This window comes from Rhizobium atlanticum, assembly GCF_030182485.1.
GTDB lineage: Bacteria > Pseudomonadota > Alphaproteobacteria > Rhizobiales > Rhizobiaceae > Rhizobium.
The window spans coordinates 1-20,779 of record NZ_JAQJCJ010000042.1; the positions used below are offsets into that span (position 1 = coordinate 1).

Annotated in this window: 17 protein-coding genes and 3 pseudogenes; 7 read left to right on the plus strand and 13 right to left on the minus strand. The window is 56.2% G+C overall.

The window, feature by feature from the left end:
- Together PH551_RS31330 and PH551_RS31335 are read right to left on the minus strand one after the other, a co-directional pair.
- Window positions 1-205, minus strand: a 205-nt coding sequence (locus PH551_RS31330; RefSeq protein WP_285195592.1) for a leucine zipper domain-containing protein, incomplete at its 3' end; no start/stop codon positions are given.
- Window positions 206-289: 84 nt separating this feature from the next.
- Window positions 290-1,045 (minus strand): annotated as a pseudogene (locus PH551_RS31335) (integrase core domain-containing protein); the annotation flags it as partial.
- An 18-nt stretch (window positions 1,046-1,063) separates the two neighbouring features.
- Here PH551_RS31335 and PH551_RS31340 point away from each other — a divergent pair.
- A complete protein-coding gene (locus PH551_RS31340) occupies window positions 1,064-2,020 on the plus strand; it encodes an IS4 family transposase (RefSeq protein WP_018247125.1) in 957 nt (318 codons plus the stop codon).
- Window positions 1,974-2,185 (plus strand): annotated as a pseudogene (locus PH551_RS31345) (IS3 family transposase); the annotation flags it as partial. The gene PH551_RS31340 and the pseudogene PH551_RS31345, both read left to right, overlap by 47 nt.
- A 450-nt stretch (window positions 2,186-2,635) precedes the next feature.
- Here the strand turns inward: PH551_RS31345 and repC are convergent.
- The 3 genes from repC to repA form a co-directional block, all read right to left on the minus strand.
- Window positions 2,636-3,844, minus strand: coding sequence for a plasmid replication protein RepC (gene repC, locus PH551_RS31350; RefSeq protein ID WP_004672730.1), 1,209 nt, complete (start codon window positions 3,842-3,844; stop codon window positions 2,636-2,638).
- Between the two features lie 155 nt (window positions 3,845-3,999).
- Window positions 4,000-5,025: a plasmid partitioning protein RepB gene (gene repB, locus PH551_RS31355; protein ID WP_004672729.1), complete on the minus strand. Its 1,026-nt coding sequence runs from the start codon at window positions 5,023-5,025 to the stop codon at window positions 4,000-4,002.
- A complete protein-coding gene (gene repA / locus PH551_RS31360; RefSeq protein WP_004672726.1) occupies window positions 5,022-6,236 on the minus strand; it encodes a plasmid partitioning protein RepA in 1,215 nt (404 codons plus the stop codon). The genes repB and repA overlap by 4 nt, the downstream gene beginning before the upstream one ends.
- Window positions 6,237-6,670: 434 nt before the next feature.
- Between repA and PH551_RS31365 the strand changes: the two are divergent.
- Window positions 6,671-7,294, plus strand: a pseudogene (locus PH551_RS31365) (acyl-homoserine-lactone synthase).
- Window positions 7,295-7,705: 411 nt separating this feature from the next.
- Window positions 7,706-8,740 (plus strand): zinc-dependent alcohol dehydrogenase, encoded by a 1,035-nt coding sequence (locus PH551_RS31370; RefSeq protein ID WP_004672718.1) that lies wholly within the window; start codon window positions 7,706-7,708, stop codon window positions 8,738-8,740.
- A gap of 6 nt (window positions 8,741-8,746) precedes the next feature.
- Here PH551_RS31370 and prs read toward each other — a convergent pair whose 3' ends face one another.
- The 7 genes from prs to PH551_RS31405 form a co-directional block, all read right to left on the minus strand.
- Entirely contained in the window at window positions 8,747-9,688 is a 942-nt protein-coding gene (gene prs, locus PH551_RS31375) for a ribose-phosphate diphosphokinase (protein ID WP_011053499.1), read from the minus strand.
- A 2-nt stretch (window positions 9,689-9,690) separates the two neighbouring features.
- Window positions 9,691-10,806 (minus strand): nucleotidyltransferase family protein, encoded by a 1,116-nt coding sequence (locus PH551_RS31380; RefSeq protein ID WP_004672715.1) that lies wholly within the window; start codon window positions 10,804-10,806, stop codon window positions 9,691-9,693.
- A 26-nt stretch (window positions 10,807-10,832) separates the two neighbouring features.
- On the minus strand, window positions 10,833-11,162 hold the full coding sequence (locus PH551_RS31385) for a hypothetical protein (RefSeq protein ID WP_004672714.1): 330 nt from the start codon (window positions 11,160-11,162) through the stop codon (window positions 10,833-10,835).
- A 5-nt stretch (window positions 11,163-11,167) separates the two neighbouring features.
- Window positions 11,168-11,662, minus strand: a complete 495-nt coding sequence (locus PH551_RS31390; protein WP_004672713.1) for a hypothetical protein — start codon at window positions 11,660-11,662, stop codon at window positions 11,168-11,170.
- Window positions 11,663-11,742: 80 nt separating this feature from the next.
- Entirely contained in the window at window positions 11,743-13,011 is a 1,269-nt protein-coding gene (locus PH551_RS31395) for a radical SAM/SPASM domain-containing protein (protein WP_004672712.1), read from the minus strand.
- 31 nt (window positions 13,012-13,042) lie between these two features.
- On the minus strand, window positions 13,043-13,597 hold the full coding sequence (locus PH551_RS31400; protein WP_004672710.1) for an adenine phosphoribosyltransferase: 555 nt from the start codon (window positions 13,595-13,597) through the stop codon (window positions 13,043-13,045).
- Window positions 13,598-13,883: 286 nt separating this feature from the next.
- Window positions 13,884-14,339 carry a phasin gene (locus PH551_RS31405; RefSeq protein ID WP_018247122.1) on the minus strand — a complete coding sequence of 152 codons (456 nt, stop codon included), beginning with the start codon at window positions 14,337-14,339 and terminating at the stop codon, window positions 13,884-13,886.
- Between the two features lie 900 nt (window positions 14,340-15,239).
- Here PH551_RS31405 and PH551_RS31410 point away from each other — a divergent pair.
- From PH551_RS31410 to PH551_RS31420, 3 genes are all read left to right on the plus strand, one after another.
- Complete coding sequence (locus PH551_RS31410; protein ID WP_004677031.1) at window positions 15,240-16,013, plus strand: aquaporin; 774 nt, start codon at window positions 15,240-15,242, stop codon at window positions 16,011-16,013.
- An 873-nt stretch (window positions 16,014-16,886) separates the two neighbouring features.
- Entirely contained in the window at window positions 16,887-17,999 is a 1,113-nt protein-coding gene (gene nolL / locus PH551_RS31415) for a nodulation factor fucose acetyltransferase NolL (protein WP_312038663.1), read from the plus strand.
- Window positions 18,000-19,677: 1,678 nt separating this feature from the next.
- A complete protein-coding gene (locus PH551_RS31420; protein ID WP_004677039.1) occupies window positions 19,678-20,163 on the plus strand; it encodes a NifX-associated nitrogen fixation protein in 486 nt (161 codons plus the stop codon).
- 365 nt (window positions 20,164-20,528) lie between these two features.
- Here PH551_RS31420 and PH551_RS31425 read toward each other — a convergent pair.
- Window positions 20,529-20,779, minus strand: a 251-nt coding sequence (locus PH551_RS31425; RefSeq protein WP_285196269.1) for an integrase core domain-containing protein, incomplete at its 5' end; no start/stop codon positions are given.

Below are 20,779 nucleotides of genomic sequence, written 5' to 3' on the forward strand. Positions count from 1 at the left end.
GGGGCATGGCATGAGGTCGGGAGGAACGATCGAGCATCGCCTCTCGACCACCGGCCTTGAAACGCTCGACCCAACGGGCGACGATCTTGGCCGCGACGCCATAGGCCTGTGCTGCCTGAGCCTGGGTCAGATGCCCTTCGATAACAGCAAGCGCCATTTGTTCCCGGCGCAACGGCGTCAGTCGGGCATTCTTATGAATGTTCATTCGCGGCGATCCTTCCGACTCGAGGTGTGATAGCTCCAGTCTCCTAAATCCGCTTTGAATGGACAACCTCCCGAAAGCTCACATCTAGAGCCTGCGCGCTCCGAGTACGCCAAGTGGCGGAAACGCGAAGCTTTCATCTCGCGCAGCGTTGGAGCCGGTTGCGGCAATGGTATCTGCATCACGTGCCCGGGTCTGGTCCGAGCGATGAGTGCGGCCGGAAGTGGTTGTAATCGTCGGCCCAGCAATGGCGCTTCGGGCATAATCGCAGCCGAGGAACAGGCTTTGGTTGACCATCTCGTCCCGCATCCGGCCGTTGAAGCTCTCGACATTAGCGTTTTGCATCGGCTTCCCGGCGTGATGCCGTGCGACTCGACACTATGATCCTTCGACCTGGCAAGGATGGCATTCGAGGTGAATTCCGTGCCGTTGTCGGAGACGATCATCCCCGATTTGCCGCGCCGTTCGATGAGGACCGACAGTTCGCGAGCGACGCGACGACGCAAGATCGAGGTGCACGGGATCGCCGCCAGGCATTCGCGGGTCACGTCTTCGACGAAGTTGAGCACGCGAAACCGCCTTCCGCAAGCGAACTGGTCGTGAACGAGATTCAGCGAGCTTCGGGCATTGGCCTTCGCTTCGACCAGGATCGGGCCACGCGTGCCGACAGCGTGCCGCCCCGGCTTTTCTGCTTGCGAACGGAAAGTCCTTCTTCGCGATAGAGCCCGTAGATGCGGTCGACCCCAACGTCGCTCCCCCCCCCGCCGAAGCCGCCGGTCGCCGGTCGCCGGTCGCCGGTCGCCGGTCGCCGAAACGCCATCGCTCATTGGCGAGGTCGCGCAATAGGGCGACTTCTTTATGATGTGGGCGCACCTGCCCGACCAACGCTTCGATCTTTTGTCGCGCGTCATGCATGACCATGCACTCATCGGCGGCTCTAAACTGCGTGATGTCGTAGAGACAGTTCGGTTCTGCGACACCCAAACGATCGAGCTGCGCGAGCGCGCCGACCGTCCGGCGCGGCAGGCAACGTTGTGCCTGCGCTTCGGCCAGGCGACGATCAGGCAACCGCAAAACCTGCGCGAAGAAGGGCTGCCCGACGGGGTTAGGCTCAGTTGGGTCGAGGTCGTCGAACCGGACGCACCCGACGGTGTCGAGCCCTTGCATTGGCTGCTCTTGACCACCCATGCGCTCTCCAGTGCGACTGACGCCTGGCAGATCGTCGCTTGGTACAAGCAGCGCTGGATGATCGAGCAGTTCTTCCGGGTGATGAAGACGCAGGGCTTCAAGATCGAGGACAGCCAATTGCAGTTAGCGCCGCGGCTGGAAAAGCTCGTCGCCATCGCCGCCAAGGCCGCGGCAATCGTCCTCCAACTCGTGCAGGACCGCAGTGGCGGCGATCCTCACCCGGCAAGCCTGGCAGTCAGTCCCCACGAGATCAACACGCTCGCCGCCCTCGAAAGCCGCTTCAAGGGCAAGACCAAGCTGCAATCCAATCCCCATCCCAAAGCTTCGCTCGCCTGGGCCGCTTGGATCATCGCCAAACTCGGCGGCTGGAACGGCTATGCCTCCTCCAAGCCGTCTGGACCCATCACCTTCTTCAACGGACTCAAATACTGTGCCGATGGCTGGGCCTTGCGAGATAGGTATATGCCTCAGTCGTTCGGTGGAGAAATGTTCCACTGGATCATTTGCTTTTGGTCACGAACAAAATCCAGCGACCAGCGGGCAGAGCCTTCGCGTTGGCCAGGATCGGTGCGCGCGTGCCTGCAAGTTCGCTTACGGAAGGGGGTTTCGCGTGCTCAACATCGTCGATGACGCGACGCGAGAATGCCTCGCGGCGATCCCCGGACACCTCGATCTCCGGTCGTCGCCTCGCTCGAAACTCGCAATGATCTCTCCGACAACGGCACCAAACTCACCTCGAATGCCATTCTTGCCTGGTCAAAAGACCATAGGGTCGAGTGGCTCATTGCGTCACCTCGCCCAAGATAGCGGTTGATGAATTCTCCCAGTGTTGTGGAAGTGCCGCCGCGAATCAGCCCCGTAGATTCCGGGGCTGCGGATGGCAGCAGGTACTTGTTCCTATTGCGTCCTATCCATGCGGCGCCATCGCCCACTCGCGATTAGCCGGCACAGCCGGCCGCCTTGCGATTTGCCGCGCCGGTGCCAATGAATTGATGAAAGGCGGCTGCCATTTCGTGCGAAGACTTCGCTCCTGGTCTTGTTCGTGCGCGACCTTGGGCGCGTTCGTATTGAGATCACGGTCTACTGTTCCCCTAAGAGGCGTCATTTGGCTCGGGAGCCAGACGGTAACCGGCACAATGCCTGCGACAAGCCGCCTTTGAAAGTTGGTGTTTTCCAAGGGGTTAGCTTGGTGGTCAGCTGACCACAACCGAAATCCTCAACGGCAGGAATAACGATCAGCCGCACTTACCCAGCCCTCAAACCGCCTTGCCCGTTGGCCTTCAACAACGCCATTATCATCGGGCCAAGCGAGAATTCACCGCGCTCACTTCGGCGCGTTAGATCCCGCAGATAGCCTCCAGGAGAGTTGATGAAGTTAGCCCTTTCCAGGATGCACGCAATTGCCACCGCAGCATTCTCCGGTCCTAGCGCCTCGCAGGCATCCTGGTAGGCGGAAGGGCTTACCCCCAGCATAGATCGAACCACCACAGCGGCAGACATCAGATCTCGCCAGCTCCCCACGCCGCGCGGTGCATAGTCGCTGATCATCGGGCACGCCTTGAGCACCAATCCCAAGGGGAACGCCCTTTGCGATTCATTCTTCGGCTGATGGCTCAAGCTCGCCTTTGCCCCCAGCTCCTTTTCGGAGCGTGGTTCAGATTCATTTACGGATTCGGGTTTTGAATTCTGTATGTGCTGCTCGATATGAGCAGCATTGGTGCTAATTTTTTCAGCATTCTCGAGGTTTTCCAAACGATTAAGCACTTCCTCACGGAGCATCTCCATTTCATTGAGAACGCTAGTGACCCCTTCAAGGGTCGGAACGCGCGGAATTCTGCTCGCGAGCGCAATGTAGATGTCCTCGGTCGTCTTCCAATCGCCGTCGGCGCCCTCGACCATTGCAGCAGTAATAAGTTTGCGAACATCCCGCCGGCAAATTGTAAGGCTCTCTTTGGCTTTCCTGAGCGAGGCTCTCTCGGCCGCCACTCTTTGCGCCAACATCGCCAACTCTTCCGATCGCGCCAGGAGGGGCGACAGGTCGAAGCCAAAAGCATTCTCGATCTGGCCATCGTCGCCCTTGCGGGCGAAGCGCTTGCCATTGGCGCTATCCTTACGGGCGATCAACCCCGACTCCACCAGAATGGCAATATGCCGCCGCAACGTTGCGCCCGCCATTGCATGCGCCCGAAGCGCCAGTTGGGCATTCGAGGGGAAGACAATCAATTGTGCATCCTGACGCAACTCATTGTCAGGATAAAAACTCAAAAGTGCGTCAAGAACAGCCAGACTGTTCGACTGGATCTTGAGCAGTTCCATCGCGGCGGAAGCGTCTCTCAACACTTTCCACTTATCGGCAGCTTTTCCATGCTTGATTTCCATTGCCGCCTGGCGCCGCACGAGCGCAAGCGTCATTGGCCGCCGCCCGAACGGCGTCGCTACATTCCCCGACTGCATTGTCTCTCACCTTTCAGCAGGCAAAGGAAATTCGCTCACCAAAACGGCGCCAAAGACTCTTGACGAGGATTCGAGGAAATGCGATTCTGTTCTTGCTACAGAGACAGAAGGGCTTCCACGACGGCGACGTTGAGGGAGCTCTTTTCTTTTGCGGGTTACACTCCCTGTTTCCGTTGATGCTTTGCGCGATGCTCCTGGTAAAGCGCCGGCAAATGCTCGAGTACGAAAGCCGCGAAATCCGGCGTGGCTTTCCTGTCAATGGTAATTTCTAGCTTGCTCTTGCTCTGCGTGACCTGCGCAAGCCTGTCGCCATCGGGGGTCGACAGGACGTCTGGCAACCCGCGCGCAGTCCGACGCGGTTTCAGATGGTCGATCACTGCCTTGAACCGTTCCGACGACGGCAGCGCCTGCACCTCCTCCGAGGCAGCATATTTCGCAGCGCCTGCCGGAGGCGATGCTTTCTCAACCAGCTCTGCCAATTGCTGCCAACTTGGGCGTCCAACGCCTGGAGCGGCGCCGATGGCATCGATCAATTCAGAGGGGAGGGCGTCAACAAGCAGGAGCATCTTCGACAAGTTGCTTTTATCGATTGACATAGCCGCGATGACGATTTCTCGTGGAAACTGCTTGTTTAGCTTGTGTGCGAAACGTGCCTTTTCGATGAAGGTGAGGTCTTCGCGCTCATTGTTTTCCTGACCCTGTGCGACAACCAACTGCTCGTCCGTCAAGTCTCGAACAACCGCCTTGACCGGCAGTCCTAGCTCCGAAACGGCGCGCAGCCGGCGATGTCCAAAGGCAACTTGGTAGTGCGCGGGTTTAACGGGATGAGGTCTCACAAGGATTGGGACCTGCTGTCCTTGCTCGCGGATGGATGCAAGAAGTCCTTCGATATCACCTTGCATGCGATCCTGAACGAAGGACGGCTCGATTGACGACGCGTTCAGTTCAACCACGGCCTGACCTTCGGCGAGACGCCGCTCGATCTCCTCGGCACGACCAAGACGATCATTTTGCTCGCGCAACGCGTTACCGATGTTTGCAGTCAGCTTCGTCGCTGGATCTCGTTCTTTTCTGGTCACGCCGAGAAGCGGCATGGAGCGAGTCTTTGCCGCTCTGTGTTCAGCAGCTGATGAGCTGTCGGGCGCGTCCGTGGTGACGTCAAGGAGGTGCTTCCGACTCATGTGGTTCTACCCCATGCTTTTTTGATTAGAGTTTCGATCTCGTCGTTGACGGCGTTCATCGCCTCTAAGGCCCGATCATAGGTCGAGCGCGTGAACTGTCCGCGCTCAACCTCAAAGAGGGTTTGATTCGTCAGGCCAGCGTCCGAAACGGCGGTCGTCTTGAGCATCGGAAAATTGAGGACATTTTCGCCAAAGATCGAACGCAGATAGCCCACCATCTGGTTCTGCGGGCCATCGCTCGGTTCAAAACGAGTGACGAGGTAGCGCATCCAATTGAACTTGAACTGGGCGCCTGCGTTCTCGATTTCCCGAAGGAGATTCGAGGTCATCGCCAGAAACTGGTTCATCGACATTACATCCAACATCTGGGGATGGACGGTGACGAGGATCGAGGTTGCGGCGGTCAGAGCTGAAAGCGTGAGATAGCCAAGTTGGGGAGGGCAATCGATAACGACGACATCGTAGTTGTCCGCGATGTCTTCGATGACCTGACTGATCCGACCGTAAAAAAGCGTGTCACCTTCCTTCCGGTTCATAAGCGCGCGCGGGGTATCGTGCTCAAACTCCATCAGTTCAAGATTGCCAGGAATTAGATGAAGATCCGGGATGTACGTTCCTCGGACAACCTGCTCGATTGGGACCTGCTCGTCATCATACCGGATGGCGCCATAGAGTGTTTCGTTCGGACCAACGTCAGTTTCTGGCTGACTGCCGAAGAGTGCGGAAAGGCTTGCTTGGGGATCAAGATCAATCGCGAGAACCCGGTAGCCACGCATTGCCAGGTACTGTGCCAGATGCGCGGCTGTCGTCGTCTTGCCCGAGCCGCCTTTGAAATTCATCACCGAGACGACTTGAAGCTGCTCCCCCGTGCGACGATGGGGCAGGTAGCGCCGGTTCCCGCGGCCAATCAGGTCCAGGTGCTTACGGATTGAATGAATATCTTCGATCGTGAACGTGCGTCGACCGCCAGGGCTCATACTAACGTGCAGTTCAGGCATTTCCGAAGCAGTTTGTCTAAGATAAGACTCACCGATGCCAAGCAATTTTGAGGCTTCTGACGGTGCAAAGGATCGAATGCCCTTTTCGGACGTCGGCGGGAAGACCTTGAGATGATGTGCTTGAAGTTGGCTGGAGAGAGCGTCAGCATGACGCTCCATCAATGCGGTCAACCCTTCGACGACCGGCGCTGGTTTTGCTGCGGTTTTCGCCATCTCAAAATCCATTTCCTGCAAGTGGCGGAACTTTTCGCGAAACCGCTAAAGTTCCGCCACTAGCTATTAGAGCCGATTCTGCATTTTGAGCAAGGGGTTTTAGGTTAACGAAAGGCTAACGTGGATAAACCCGGAACGTAGAGTAAATGGATTTTTCCGTTTATATCCTGCAGCTTAGCAAGACCGCGGTACCGATTGGTCATGGTGTGTTTTATTGTGAATCCTACAAATGTGCCCCGGCGATTTAGACGAAAAGCAGAAGACCTCGGCAAAGTCGGTGATCCCCTTGCCGCGACTCACTCGCACAAAACCGTAAGCATTCGACAACGGACGCCCGATTCCAATTCGTGCAGAGTTCCCGGCGCCTAACGGCGGCGGAGAAATTCATGCAGGTATTCGCGATCTCGACACCAAAAATTTACTACGAAGCGTAGCTGCTTCAGGACGATCATAGGCTACGTGCGAGGATCTTTTCCACTCGCACTTGGGATGTAGAAGTAGTCGACGAGTGCGAGGCAGATGGGGTTGACGCTCTCGCCCCGACTGCCATCCTGGATGTCACCGCGGCTGGACCACTTGCAGGATGTGCACGCGATTTGTCTGCGATGGGACCGACCATGCTGGTAGACGTATTTCCGTCTCTGCTCCCGAAGGGTCGCCTGAACGCCAATCCCCTGATGGTCTAGAGTTCTCGCTTTTGCGTCGACACCTCGAAGAGTGGAGGGGAGGGGAGGGGAGATGGTTCCGTTCACGAGGCAACGCTGACCTTGTTCGCCGGCATCGTAGAATGGTGCCTGGGAGGTGGTCTCAGCGAAGTCGTTGCGGTAACGGATATCAGGTTCGAGCGAACTCTTGCTAGCGTCGAATGGCCTCTCCCGCGCTTGGGGCAGCCAGAGAAGATCGTTGCCACCACCGCCATCGCAGGCACGCGTCCAGCAAACGCTGAGACCTTTCTGATGTTGCGGCCGCCCAACTACCGATCTAGTTGCCGTCATCCTTCTCGGTGCGACTCGGATTGTTGGTCTGTTCGGTTCGAACCGGTGCGCCACGAAGGATGAAGCTTTGGACGATGTGGCGATAGGCTCTTAGGAGGGTTCGCGCGGGCAGATGAGGGAAGGCGACATGGCATCTTCGCAGAGATGAGGATGGCATCGAAGAACGGGCTGGTAAACCGCGGCTCGTGTTTGAGGCTGGTGGCATTGACGCGGCCCAAGCGCTCCACTCTACCTTCAATAGTTTCGTCGCTCCTTGCGCAAGGGAACACTTCTGCCGCTTGAAACGTCCTTTGCCGTTTGCGCCGACGATATCTCCGAGAAGCTTGTCAAGACCCAGGACATAAGCAAGCCCGCCAGCAAGGCACGTGATTTCATCAGCTTTCTGACTGCCGCCTGTGGTTGTTGGCTAGATTCTGGATGCAAGTAAGTGTACATATTAGGATAGTCGGTGTGTCGGGGAGCGAGAGGTCTCGTATGGAGGTTCGTGGACTCGTAATTACTTGCCCCCGCAAGGTTGAAGAATGGACATTGTCGGTTCCACTCGCCGTATCGTCCGAAGTCGGTGTGCGGATAGAGTTGTGTGGACTCTGCACACCGGAGCAACGCGTTTATCGGGGCGCCAAGCCGACTTACCCCTATTGGGGCGGGCACGAGTTGTCAGGCACGATCGTGTCTCTGCCGGACGATGTACCGGATGGCCTGCGCGTAGGAGACCGCGTTGCGGTGCTTTTAATGCGCAGATGCGGCCAATGTCGTGCCTGCCGCCTCGGACTGGACAACCACTGTGCATATTTAAATCCTAAAGCGAGAGGAGGGGTGCCGCAGGGGCCGGGGGGATTGGCCAATTTTGTGGGCGTACCCGCCTATCAGGTTTTTTCCGTACCTTCCTTTTTGGCTCCCGAGCGTGCCGCGTTAGTTGAACCTGTCGCCTGCGTGGCACGCGGCATAAATAGGGCGCGTGCAAAGGCTGGAGACACTGTGGCCGTCATCGGCGGAGGCACGATGGGCCTTCTCCATTCGATACTTCTGACAACCAAAGGATGCGACGTTTACCTTTTCGATGACGACGTGGCAACGCATGGGCCTGTGATGTCGACCGGCGCCCATGCAACGGGGTCAGTTCATTCTCTGTCTGATCCGAAACTCGTCGAGAAATTAACGGATGGCTGGGGCTTCGACTGCATCTTTTGCACGCGCTTCGGTGTCAGAGGCATTCAGGGGGCCATAGCTGCGGCGTCACGCGGTGCCAGGATTGTACTCTACCAATCGATTCCGACGTCCGATTTGTTATCGGTAGGCCCTAACTTTCTGCATTACCGGGAAATTGAACTGATCGGCACCATAGCCCAAAGCGCGGACGACGTGAGAAATGCCATCCGAACCATCGTTGAACACGCCGCACGCTTCGACGTGCTGCAGGTCAATCTTTGGCCCTCGTCAAACGCCCAAGAGGCATTCGAGCAGGCGCTCGATCCACGTGTTAATCGCGTGATGCTAGATTTCAGGTAATGCTTCTCAGCGTGCCTGCAGCGCGCCTGCAATTTCGTTGCCGATCGAGACTACTTCGACACTGTCGGGGAAATTGTCGGTACGTCCGACGCTGTCGGTCACAACGATGCGGTCGATCTGAGACCGTCCCCAGTTTTCGTTCAGCGACGGCGTGAATATGGCATGGGCTGCGGCAAGGGTTATCTTGCGAGCGCCTGCCGCTTTGAGATGTGCGGCGGCTGAAAAAGCCGTCTGACCACTGTTGATTTCGTCGTCAATCAGGATGATCGTCCGGCCAGCAACGTCCCCCAGAATCTCGACGCTCTCCCGAAAGTCATCATCGTCTCTGCGGTGCTTGCGCATGACAGCGAATGGGCAGCCGAGCAGGGCCGCCAAGTGCTCAGCTCGCTTCGCTCCGCCGAAATCCGGTGAAACGACCATGTCGCCATCGACGGCCGCAGAACCGAGATGGCGAACTAGGGCGGGAGCGAACTGAAGATTGACGACAGGACAGGCAAATGCGGCGCACAGCTGAGGAACATGGAGTTCGAAAGTTATCAGCCGATCTATACCGAGAGTTTCGATAATCCCCGCAAGGATTCGCACCGGTACAGGTCCGCCGTCGAAGGCAGGGCGATCCGAACGCGAATATGGGAGGTAGGGAAGAACAGCGGTAATCGTGCGGGGACCCCGCGCCCGCACGGCACCAAGCGCTAGGAACAACTCGAAAAGACGATCATGAACGCTGTCAGGAAATGTTTGCACGACCACCACATTTCCGCCAAGCCCGCCGTCGCGCGGAGTGACAGCCATCTGGCCATTGCTGAACACCTGCGTGTTTAGGATCGTTATTCCTGACCGCGTGAGGGCCCGATGGACTGTTGACGCAAACTTTGCAGAGGTTTCGGTTGCTGCGATACGAAGGTCGTTCGCCGCAGGATCTGTACGATATGGTGACTCGGGCGCCATATTTACGCCAGCTCAAGATCGTTAACAGTGGGAATAGACAGCAGTTTGGGCAACACGTCGCCCCAATCATGTTGAAGTGGTACCTCGGTTTGATCAGGTCGAATGAGCTCTAGGAACTCGGACGGTATGTCTATCCCACAGATGCGCTTCATCTGCGTCAGGACGAAATATAACGCCGGCCTCATCTCGTATTTGTAACCTATCGCAGCGACCTCCGCCCAGCTAATATTCGCCATTTCTTTGTGTAGAACCGCATGAAGATCGCCGAACATCAATAGTCGAAGCGAATTATAAAGGAAGGCCTCGTGATAAAGCCTGGCCGAAAGGAACCAGACGGCGCCAGTCGCGGATTGGACCTGCAATATGCGGCCTAGACCGTTTGCAAGACGCACGCCTGACCATATGTCTTCGACATCGATGCCGACGGAGAGATTTACATGCATATCAATGAAGATGGGCATGTGCAGCTTCTTCGCGGAATCGATGTATCCCTTTACGTGGCGGTAGCGCAGCTGGCGTGGCACCGCGGGACCAGGGAACGGAGATTCAACGGATTCTATCCTTACAAACACCGGCAAGGAATAACTTTCGCGGAAGGTTTCGTCATCGAGTTCCTTTCGTTCCGGATGCCAGTTGCCATTTGAAGGGTCGAAAATACCGTGCCGGTAGCCGAGATCGAACATGAGCCGCTGCACGCGCTGCGCGTCAGCGGGCTTGACCATGATGTCGAGATCGGTCATCGGCCGTAGGAGTGGATCGGGATAGTGGAGAAGCGCGAGATCTGGTCCCTTCACCAGGAACCAGGCGATGCCGGCCCGATCCAGCGCATCCATGATTTCTGGCAGATTGCGAAATTCGAGTGCGGACCTGACCTTTGACATGACAGTCCAGCACTGAACGTAATGCGCCGCCTCAGTAGGCAATAGTGTCAACAAATCGAGGCGGCGCAAGTGATTCTCAAGCAGCGGCACCGTCCGATTATGCTCGGCGCGCCATACCACATAGGGCCAGTTGACAGGCTCCTTGCAGAGACGGACCAAACGCTCTTCATCCTCGGGTCGTAGGTAGGCCCGGCAGGTGATCAGCAAAATAGAGTCTTCTGGTGACAACCGAAGCATCGCGGAGACTCCTGCGGCTGCGTGATTTATTTCGAACTTTCCGGGCTGCCGAATTCGGCTAGTGTCTGCCTCAGGTCGGCGAACTGTTGTTCGAAGGAAGCGAAACTCTGGTCGACGTTTTGTCCAAGCAACTGTTCAAGGCTGAGCGTTTCTTCAGCGCGTTCCTCTTGTCCAGACATAAGCTTGTAAACCGAACTTACCGGCAGCAATCGCGACAAGAGTTCACCACCGCGGCCCGTCTGGGCGCTGTCCCGAATTTGCCGGATGCAACTTTCGGCAAGCAATCCGTCAATCACGATTACCAGCTTGCCATCCTCTTCGTCAACGGCGTAGCCAAACAGTCGGGAACTAGCCATTGCCGCTACCTCTGAACCTTCTTGAGGTCTTCCACTTCACTGCGTATCTGCAGCAATTGTGCCTGAGCCGAGAGAAGTTTGGCGAATGCGGCGGTAACCGCCTTTGCCGATTGTGTGTCGGAACCAGTCATCCTAACCGGTCCTCGCCCAATGCGGCGTCCTACAAGACCTGAATCGGCGGCGCGCGGCCAATTGGCTTTGCCAAATTTCTTCGAGGCGGTTATATCAACGTAGTAGTCTTGTAGTTCGCCGTTAGCAGCGAGTGAGCCGGATTTCGACCGTTGCGATCTGCGTGACACCTTTAGCGATTGCTCTAATTTTACAAGGCCAGCCGTCAATTGCTGAGCTTGGTCATCCAAACCCGCCTGCAGCCGGGCGAGTCCTTCCGCGAGACGAGAAATCACCTGGGCTTGCTGGGCGGCTGCTTTGTTGCCGGATCGTATCGCGTTGTTCGCAAGTGTGTGCGCCACACCCGCCGCACCTCGGAAAGCTCTGCTCATCCTCAATCCTCCACGTTATTTTTGTTGACCTGGTTAAATTACGTCGTCGACACAGCAATTATTACGTCGCGCCTCCTGCGTTAGTGAGTGTGTTGCGCAGCAGCCGCGATTTCCTCCGAGAAGTTATAGACAGGAGCTTCGGCGGCGGGCCGACGCTCTTTCGCTATAACTCCGCGGCGGTAGGTGGAATCTTTCGTCGGGTCCACCAGGGCGTACTCCGGAAAACCTCCGTTATTGTAAAGTTCCTGGCACAGCGGATAGGGCGCGTCCTTTTCACCATAGTGCGACCAGCTACTCATCTTGCAGACGCCGCGACAGACTGGATAAAACACGCAGTTGCCGCAGACGCCCTTAACCTCGCCACTCACCACCTCGCGTAGCTCATGGAAGAACGGGCTGTTGCGCCAGATTTCCATCAAGGGCATTTCGAAGGCATTGCCGGCGATCATTTCCGGATCATCGTAGGAGGCACTGCACATCGAAACTTGTCCGTTCGACAGTATGCCCAGTACGTTGTCGCCCCAACCGCAAGTATGCACGCCGTTCAGATACTTGAGAGGCATCAGAGCCGGCGGCAGAGTCATGTATGCAGCGCCACTCTCAAAATGGGGAGATTTCAAAAGATCGCCTATCAGTAGCTTGCATTCCTCCAAGCTTATCGCATTGTCCTCATGGCTGCGCGCGTTGCCCATCGGATGTATGTTGAGCAGCGTCCGATGCTTCTTGATGCCCCAGCCGAGCACCAAATCTATAATCGAAATCACCTTGTCATAGTTGTTGCGATAGGCAGTCGTCGTTACCACCGTAGAGATGTCAGTTTTTCCAAGCCGCTGCAGGACAATCGCAGTCTTGGCGAACGCACCCGATTTTGCTCTGAAAGCGTCGTGCGCCTCTGGGTCGAAATGGTCGAGGCTGATGAAGACCGTCAAATTGGGGAGCCTACTTAGCTGCTCGATCGTGAACTCGTCAAAGAGGGTTCCATTCGTCTCGAAAACCAGCTCCTTCAGCCCACAGGATGCGAGATATTCCATGACTGCCATGAATTCCTTGTGAACCATCGGTTCACCCCCGGAAACCTTAACCTTGCGCAGCCCATTGGGTAGTGCTTGCTCGATCAGTCCTTGGATCGCCTCCAGGTTGAAATCAATGCCCTTGGCCTTGGGCCCGACGCCTGCGATATAACAGTGGTGGCATCCCAAATTGCACTTGCGGGTTAGAAACAGATAGATCGTTTTAATTTCGTTTTCCGAGACGACTCGTTTCGAAAGTTCACTTGTGACGAGGGCCTGTAGCGTCTGACTGGCTACATGCACGTCCTGCGGTGTCGAAAGCCAATCAGGGGTATTCATGCGCTTGCCTCCTTACGTCTATGTTGCTGCGCTAGCACGTCATCGCACTGATCACTGGTGCGTCGTCCAATTGACGCCTGCCTTTCAAAACTTCGATTTCGAGTATGAATGCGTATCCGGCGATCTCTCCGCCTTGGGACTTGACAAAATTCCCAGTCGCCCGAGCAGTGCCACCCGTCGCTAGAAGGTCATCAGCAATCAGGCATCGCAGGCCGTCACCGATGAGGCCGGCAGTTACCTCCAGGGTTCCGGAGCAGTATTCACAGCTGTATTCAAATGAGAGGACGTCCCCCGGCAGTTTACCGGGTTTCCTTACCATGATGAAACCGCAACCGAGCCTATCAGCCAATGAGGCGCCCAAGATGAAACCACGCGCATCAACCGCCAAAATGGCATCGATTTCTGTTCCCGACACTTGGCTTGCGACGGTAGAAACGACTTCGCCCAATGCACCTCTACCAGCCAGCATAGGCGCTATATCCTTGAACAAGATCCCGCCTATCGGAAAGTTAGGAAATTCTCGTAATGCTTCTACACCGGATTGGTTAATCCGTGACGCCCCGCTATTTGGAACAGCTACAATCATTTTACTATCCCCCACATGTAACCATCTAAGAGCCTCGTAAGGTGCGATGGCCTCGCGCACTTTGTGGCCAGCCACCAGATGAGGCCCTGGCAAGCTTATCTGCGGCGGCCGCCGCCGCGCCTACCACGTTCCTCCGGGCCGGCACGGGTCCGCTCTCTGACCAGATCACGCCGGAATTCGCCAGCGCCGCGAACAGATGAAACATCAGTCGGCCGCATAATGTTGTCTCCTCGAAAGCGGCTCCGATCATGATTCGTCCAGCCCTGATCTTAGTGCCGAGTCAACTTTACGTCGCTTTGGGGTTCGTCAGGACCTTGTCAAAAGCATCCTTGACCGGCTTTGAGATTTCCTCCACCGCCCTGCTTGAGAGCTCCCGGACTTCCTTGGCGTGCTGCAAACTTGTCTCAACGCGCTTGCGGAAAAAGGTCGACTGCTGTTCGAGGATCTGCGACGGCGAATTCGCGCCCAGCAAAGCTTGCAAATGTGAGAAGCCGGCCTCGGCGTCGGCTTGCAGTGCAGCGATCGTCTTCCACCACAATTCGTTGCCGAATAGACTTGTCGTTTCGAGGATCGGAGGCAGCATTTTCTGTGTCGCTTCAGCGCCGGACGCAAATTTCAAAAGAGCCTCTGTCACCTGCTTGTTCCCCTTTTCAACGGATGCGCCGAACTGATCTGGCACCTTGAGCGGCGATGACCCCGGGTTTTCGATCGTTTCAAAGGATCTTTCGGAAATCTTGGTCATTGCATTTTCCTTCTCTTTGAGTTGGTTGCAAGCTGTGACATCGGGATTGACCCCTTCCGCCGGCGGACTATGCATGGCCGCTTTGGTAGAACGCGGATCCGATGACGAACGGTCAGGTGGCCTCCGTTCCGTTCGTTTCATGAACCGGCATCATGCAGACTGCTTTCTGCCGCTTGTAACCAGGGATCAGCAAACACCATGCCAACTGCTCCGACGCGCCAAGAAGATGATTTTCGTTTATCGATGGGCGGGTTGAGGGCAGGTTGATGTGTATTTGGCGGAGAGACCGGCGAACAAAACGTTCCAGTCACGACAAATCTGACAAAAGTGGCGAATGCCCGACATTTGCGAGAAATGTCGACGGTTGCGCTGGGGACAAGGGAATTCACGTGGACTTCAAATCGCGCCAAGGATCATGTGCCTGTTCGTGGCTAAGGGGCGTTACTCGACTTCTCGTGAACGTCCCTGGCGGTCTTATCAACCCTTGTCCTGGTTCCTGCTTTGCACCACCTTCCGCTTGGAGCCATGAAGAGGGTCGTTGTTTCGATAATTTGAGGATGGGCTGCTTGGCGATTTGTTCGTAGCCCAGCTCGGGTCCATACGTCTCGGTACGGTTCGCCTGCCTATCCTGTTCACGGCACTTTCGAACCTAAGACCGAACGTCATCAGAGCGATCGCTGTGATGCGCAACATATTTCATTTGGTACGACGTTTGCTGGTGATCGGTGACGCTGGTTGACCATAGGCTCTGATGCCGATCTCGTCGGACAAGGACGCAATTGAAGTCAACTACGGAGGTTTTCGGGACCTGACACGATGATTGGTTCGGTGCATGCGGAACGCTTGGCGGCACGAGGATGACACCGAAAAGTACGTGGGGTCAAATCAATGGAGTGAAAAATGAAAAAGTATGTTTGCGAATTCTTCGGGACCTTCACACTTGTCTTCCTCGGCTGCGGCACATTGCTTTATATGCGTCAAGAGGTGGGCCTGTTGGGTGTCGCTTTAGCCTTCGGGACGACCGTGGTTGCAATGGCCTACACGATTGGCCCAGTCTCGGGCGCGCATCTCAATCCGGCGGTCAGCCTGGGTTTCCTCGTGTCGCGCCGATTGAGAGTGTGGGACTTTCTCGCGTATGTCTCCGCCCAATGTGCAGGAGCTATCGCGGCGGCAGGCACGCTCTACCTTATCGCTATGAACAAGGTCGGCGGTTACGATATCACCCTAGAAGGTTTCGCCCAAACCGGCTGGGTAGTCTACGGATGGAGAGCTGCGTTCCTATTCGAGTTTATCGCCACGTTCCTGTTCGTAACTGTATTCCTCAAATGCACGGCTGGACGCGGCGCTGTTGCACGATTGGCGATTGGACTTGCCTTAGTTGCGATCCACCTTGGCGGTATCACCGTTTCGGGTTCTTCTGTGAATCCAGCACGATCGATCGGCCCAGCACTTTTCGCAGGAGGGGCGGCACTCTCTCAACTCTGGCTTTATATATGTGCGCCAATGCTCGGCGCTATTGCGGCCGGCCTTCTTCAGCTCAGGGGGATCGTCGCGTCAAGCGAGCCGCAAAGTCTGCGCCAATTTGAATCGCGCGAAATGACCAGCGACATATCCAGCCCGGTTTCATTCTTTCGCCACCGAAGGAGAGGTATCCCAAAAAGGGAAAGCCACTGATCGAGGAGGGGGTCTCGACCTTGACAGGGGAGCGCATCCCCAGACACTGGCCGTTGCATCCCGCATATCTTGACGCTTACTGCGATCTTCCTACGGATTGGGACCACGGTCGTCTCTGACGTATCGACAAACGTCGCATACGGATCGACAATGGCAGCCCAACGTCCAGCTATCATTGGCGGCGATCCAAAACGGCGGCGATCGCGGCCAAAGCCTCGTGTATCGCGATACTCACCGACCTTCCGCTCAAGGTTGTCAAGGGTCCGCGATACTCATCCATACCGCAGATGCGTGTCATTAGGAGCATGAATTTTACAATGGTGAGGCTGCCATATAGGACACGTTGGGCGGCGGATCTAATGGAGCAAATCTCCAGCGTCTGGGGGGTTGCGCTGGGGTGCCGATCCACACCCAAGCGCCGGTAGGTGATAGACGATACCCACAGCGGCTAGGAGCCATTGAATCGGCAATATGTTCTTTTGATACGGTGTCGCGCAAGTTTGGCATGGAGAATCATATGCAATCGCAACAATAGCCGAGTGCAGAGTCAAGCAGCGCTACTTGCATACGCGCAAATGTCCGTTAGAAGATTTCGACGACGTGGCAGCCCAAGCAGTTGCGCGGCAGCGAGTTTAGGCGGGGCGTACGTTGCGGCGAAAAACAGCCAATGGACACGCCGAAAACGGCTACTGGGCCTAAGTCGCCACGGTCGCCCTGTGAACTTGGAACCCAGGCAAATTGTATGACCGTTGGCCGTCGTTCAGCATGCCGAAGTCGGAGCGCTGATCGGAAGCTGGATTAGCCTGCATGATGAACGAGAGGTTGGAAAATGCCGCTTTCAAAGGCTCCCGTAGGCATCGTGAGATGTTGAGAATGCGAGCAAGAATTGTAGGTGGAAAGACAGTGCCTGAGGCGCCAGAGGCCGACGATCGCGATCTAGCTTTAGACTTCGCCAAAGGAATACTCATTGTCTTGGTGATTTTCGGTCACCTGATACAATATATCTTTTACGAGGGTGATGGCTTCTGGGATTCGGCATGCTTCAAATCGATCTACATGTTTCACATGCCTCTCTTTATGGCGATAAGCGGATATCTCTCTAGATCAGGGCTACTAGGCAAATCGTTCAGGCAAGCCATCGCTGATCGCGCGCTGCAGCTCCTGGTGCCGACGCTGTTCTGGTGCACCCTTTTGGAGGCAGTCAAATTGCTCATGTTTCCCCGGCCGCCGGACGCACCTGGCAACCTGTTGCAATTCATGCACGATTTCGTCGGCACATACTGGTTCATCTGGGCTGCGTTTGCTTCTTTTCTTTTGGTCAAACTTATTTCGATCTTCAACTCCGGGTCGGCACGCTCTTTGCTTGTCTCATCCATACTGGTCGCAGTTGCCCCCGTGACGTTTTCTATATTCCCTCTCATAAAGTACACCTATCCCTTTTTCTGCATGGGATTTTCATTTGCGCAGTCGAGAGATTGGTGGACGAGCATAATGCGGTATCATAAGCCACTCCTGATGATGTCCGCCTCTATCGCGGCTAGCTTGTGCTTCATGGCGTGGCGCGAGGACACCTATGTCTACAACAATCTCGCCTTAATCCAGGATCTGCAGTCGGCAAAAGATATCCTTCTGATGTTTTTTGGCTCGACAGTGGCCTCTGCAGTGATGATCGAGATTCTGCTTCAATCCTGGAAAATTGGACGCTCGAACCGGGTGGTTCGCTTTATCGCCGTGGAAGTGGGGCAGAGCACGCTCGTGTTGTACCTGGTGCAGGCTACGGTATTCCGTCTCATGGATTTGATACAATACGGAGAACAATGGGCTCCCACAATGAGGTCTGGCGCGGCGGGAATTCTCGGGACGATGATCATTGCCGTAGCACTAGCAGTTCGCTGGAGCGTGCGCGACATTCCCTATCTGTCCCAGCTCATGCTTGGAACGCCACCCCGCCTCGTTCGTTTGCCGAGCAATCCTGCGAATAACTAGCGGTGTTCAATTCTCAACCTAAACTTCGTCAGCAAGCAAGCATGCCAAGGCACGCGTTAAGGGGCCCATTTTTAAAGGATCCTTTTGCACGAAGATCGGCTGAGGTCCGACTGATGTGCCAATCACGTATCGAGAATCCGCAAACCCCTCGCGCCCAATGCTCCGCGACGACGCGGGCGCTTGACCCCCAGGGTATCGACTCCACCCTCTTTGAGGTTGCCAAAGATTCGGTTTGCTTCGCACTTGTTTGGGGTCCGCTTGCCGCCAGGTCCCGTTGTCCCTGCTAAAATCGCGAGCGTTCGCTAAGGTACCAGAAACGCTTTTCCGGCCTGTGCTAAGCAATGACCGGAAACAGCGAGTATCGCCTCAGCGGTCACACCGAGGCAGCACTGCTCCATGACGGCCGCTGCCACAGTCATCCTCTTGCCGGCGCCGACGGTACCGGCCAGCTAGGTCGTGCCGGCAGCATGATCCCCCGGGTGCCGTGTTCTGGTGCGGATAGAGAGTGAACGCGGCCGACGCACGCCGGCAACTTAAGATACACGCCGCCGAGGCGCCCAGGGGCTGGTTGTTGAAACGGTCCTAAAACCTTGCGGCCGGTCGATCCGGTGGGCATCGGACCAGGACCCGGCCCTGAAGGGCCATCTGATCTTCGTGAGCTTCCCCTTTGCCGGCTACGTCTAACAGCCGTTCACTGTGGAAATTCAGAGCGTTGTTGAGCTGTCGCCGGCGTCGCGGGGGCCTATGCCGCTTTCCATTTGCCCGCGGCATTCCCCCAAATGACGGCGCTAACTGTCGAGGAAGGGAGCTCCAGCCAGTGATGCATGCGGGTCTCGGAGTCCATCACTGGGAGGCGCTGTGATCGCCAAGCAAAGAAGATCGACCGGCTGCACCTCGGCAAGCGGCCGGACATTGCGCCCAATCCGCGAATTGAGAGCGGAGCGGCTTCGGCGGGTGTCATTTGTTGCTGACGTGGCCGGAGAATAGGCTTCCGCCGCTGCACCGGGATGCCATTTCTTCGATCCCCACCGCGTCTTGTCCGGTTCACGACAACGTTGTCCTCGATCAATTCTTCATGGGCTAGCTAAGAAGCTGGAAACAATACAGATGCCGTGTTCCGAACCTCAGCGGAGGAGACTGGCATGAGTCTTGAACTCCCAGAACTACGCGGCGGGCAATCGCCTGGTGGAACGTGTGGCGTCCGGTCGAAGTCGATTTGAACCTTGAAGGGAAAATACATGGCAGGTCTGCATCAGTTCGCACGGAAAAGGGGGGATCGGCAAGTACACGGCCTCTCAAGATACTCTCACTGTCCTTGTCGACCTCGAAAAGCTGATTCCACCCCCCGCCTGATCCTCAATTCGAAAGCCCGAGACACGGTTTTACACCTGGCGGCGAATAGGTTGGTTGAGGGTGGAGTTCGCGGCGAAACCTACCGCCACTGGACTATCGCGACGGGAATCTCGCTTGTGAAGCGCTTTTCGTCAAGCCCGCCAGCGTTGCCCGCCGCTTGCCGTTGTTGTTGCGGCCGCCCCGTTTCGAGGGGCCATGTCATTCGTCCGGGCCAAGTTGCGTCGCCACAGGTCCCATCTGCCGCACCATTTTAAGGGATGGTGTTACCGGAAGCGGGTGTGGCCCTTAGTCAAACCGCATCCAACACTCAGGAGGATTTTAACTGATGTCAAACGTCACCCCTGTCCCCAACAATGCTCGATTAGATGAGAAAGATGCTCTCGCCACGCCTTTCATTAAGTGCCTCTTGCGTCTGATGCGTGCTCAAGACACCTTTGAATTGTGGCAAGAGAAATCGGACACCGATTTGCTCTGTGATTTCATCGTGACGAGGCAGCAGCGTAGGGCGATTCCTCTCATCGGGGGACCTGACCTAGAGGTGCAGTGGCGGCTTGAGATCTTCTATGCCGCCGTAGCACTTGCTATAGAGGAGCAGTCCGGACTGATGGCGTCACCGGTGTTGACTGTGAACCATGAGGGATTCGGTCGGATATTACTCACGGCGGGGCGGCTCGTAGTACTCTCGAAGACGCTCCGCGACGTACATCGATTTGGCTTCGACAACCTCCAAAAGCTCGCCGAGGCGGGAACTGGCCTGGTCGATAATGGCTTAACAACAATTAAGACCTATTCAGATGTAGCGCGCGTTTAAGTGCGGTTGAAACGGCTCATATAGGGCGGAATTCTTCGCTAATCTGCCCAGCAATCAAGCAATCCGGGGGTGTGCCCTAGCGTTCTTGGCGCGGGGGGGGGCGACATGGAGGAACCTGCATGACAGTGCGTTCACTACTCACTACGGCTCCTCTTTGGCTCCGGCGTATCTCACAAGCACTGATCAAGCGACGTGTATTGGCTGCGCCCCTTGTTTTCTGGTCTGCCAGTGTTCGGCAGGAAGGTAGGTGGTTGGCCTTCAAATGACCTGCCACTGAATTTTCATCCGGCGGCGATTAGAGCCTCGGCGGTCTTGAACCGCTCCCAAACGTTGGACCACCGGATGCTAGAGTTTTCCGGCTTCATTCAGGGAGGCGGGCTGGTTGCGCCTCCCGAATTCACCAACGAGATCGGCACCTTGTTGCCGATCGCACCATGAGGTCTTTCCTCATTGTAGTATCTACGCCAATCCTCCATCTTTTCGCGGGCATCCGCAAGGGTCAGGAACCAATGCTGGTTCAGGCATTCTGCACGGAAGCGGCCATTGAACGCTTCGATGAAAGCATTATCAGTCGGCTTGCCGGGGCGTGAGAAGTCCAACGTCACACCCTTGGAAT

Excerpts from the sequence above, each read along its gene's own strand:
- PH551_RS31370 (WP_004672718.1), top strand. The coding sequence starts at position 7,706 with ATGGAGGTTCGTGGACTCGTAATTACTTGCCCCCGCAAGGTTGAAGAA.
- PH551_RS31390 (WP_004672713.1), bottom strand. The coding sequence starts at position 11,662 with ATGAGCAGAGCTTTCCGAGGTGCGGCGGGTGTGGCGCACACACTTGCG.
- PH551_RS31410 (WP_004677031.1), top strand. The coding sequence starts at position 15,240 with ATGAAAAAGTATGTTTGCGAATTCTTCGGGACCTTCACACTTGTCTTC.
- PH551_RS31420 (WP_004677039.1), top strand. The coding sequence starts at position 19,678 with ATGTCAAACGTCACCCCTGTCCCCAACAATGCTCGATTAGATGAGAAA.
- repB (WP_004672729.1), bottom strand. The coding sequence starts at position 5,025 with ATGAGTCGGAAGCACCTCCTTGACGTCACCACGGACGCGCCCGACAGC.
- repA (WP_004672726.1), bottom strand. The coding sequence starts at position 6,236 with ATGGCGAAAACCGCAGCAAAACCAGCGCCGGTCGTCGAAGGGTTGACC.
- PH551_RS31380 (WP_004672715.1), bottom strand. The coding sequence starts at position 10,806 with ATGCTTCGGTTGTCACCAGAAGACTCTATTTTGCTGATCACCTGCCGG.
- repC (WP_004672730.1), bottom strand. The coding sequence starts at position 3,844 with ATGCAGTCGGGGAATGTAGCGACGCCGTTCGGGCGGCGGCCAATGACG.
- PH551_RS31400 (WP_004672710.1), bottom strand. The coding sequence starts at position 13,597 with ATGATTGTAGCTGTTCCAAATAGCGGGGCGTCACGGATTAACCAATCC.
- PH551_RS31340 (WP_018247125.1), top strand. The coding sequence starts at position 1,064 with ATGTGGGCGCACCTGCCCGACCAACGCTTCGATCTTTTGTCGCGCGTC.
- PH551_RS31405 (WP_018247122.1), bottom strand. The coding sequence starts at position 14,339 with ATGACCAAGATTTCCGAAAGATCCTTTGAAACGATCGAAAACCCGGGG.
- PH551_RS31385 (WP_004672714.1), bottom strand. The coding sequence starts at position 11,162 with ATGGCTAGTTCCCGACTGTTTGGCTACGCCGTTGACGAAGAGGATGGC.
- PH551_RS31395 (WP_004672712.1), bottom strand. The coding sequence starts at position 13,011 with ATGAATACCCCTGATTGGCTTTCGACACCGCAGGACGTGCATGTAGCC.
- prs (WP_011053499.1), bottom strand. The coding sequence starts at position 9,688 with ATGGCGCCCGAGTCACCATATCGTACAGATCCTGCGGCGAACGACCTT.
- nolL (WP_312038663.1), top strand. The coding sequence starts at position 16,887 with ATGCGAGCAAGAATTGTAGGTGGAAAGACAGTGCCTGAGGCGCCAGAG.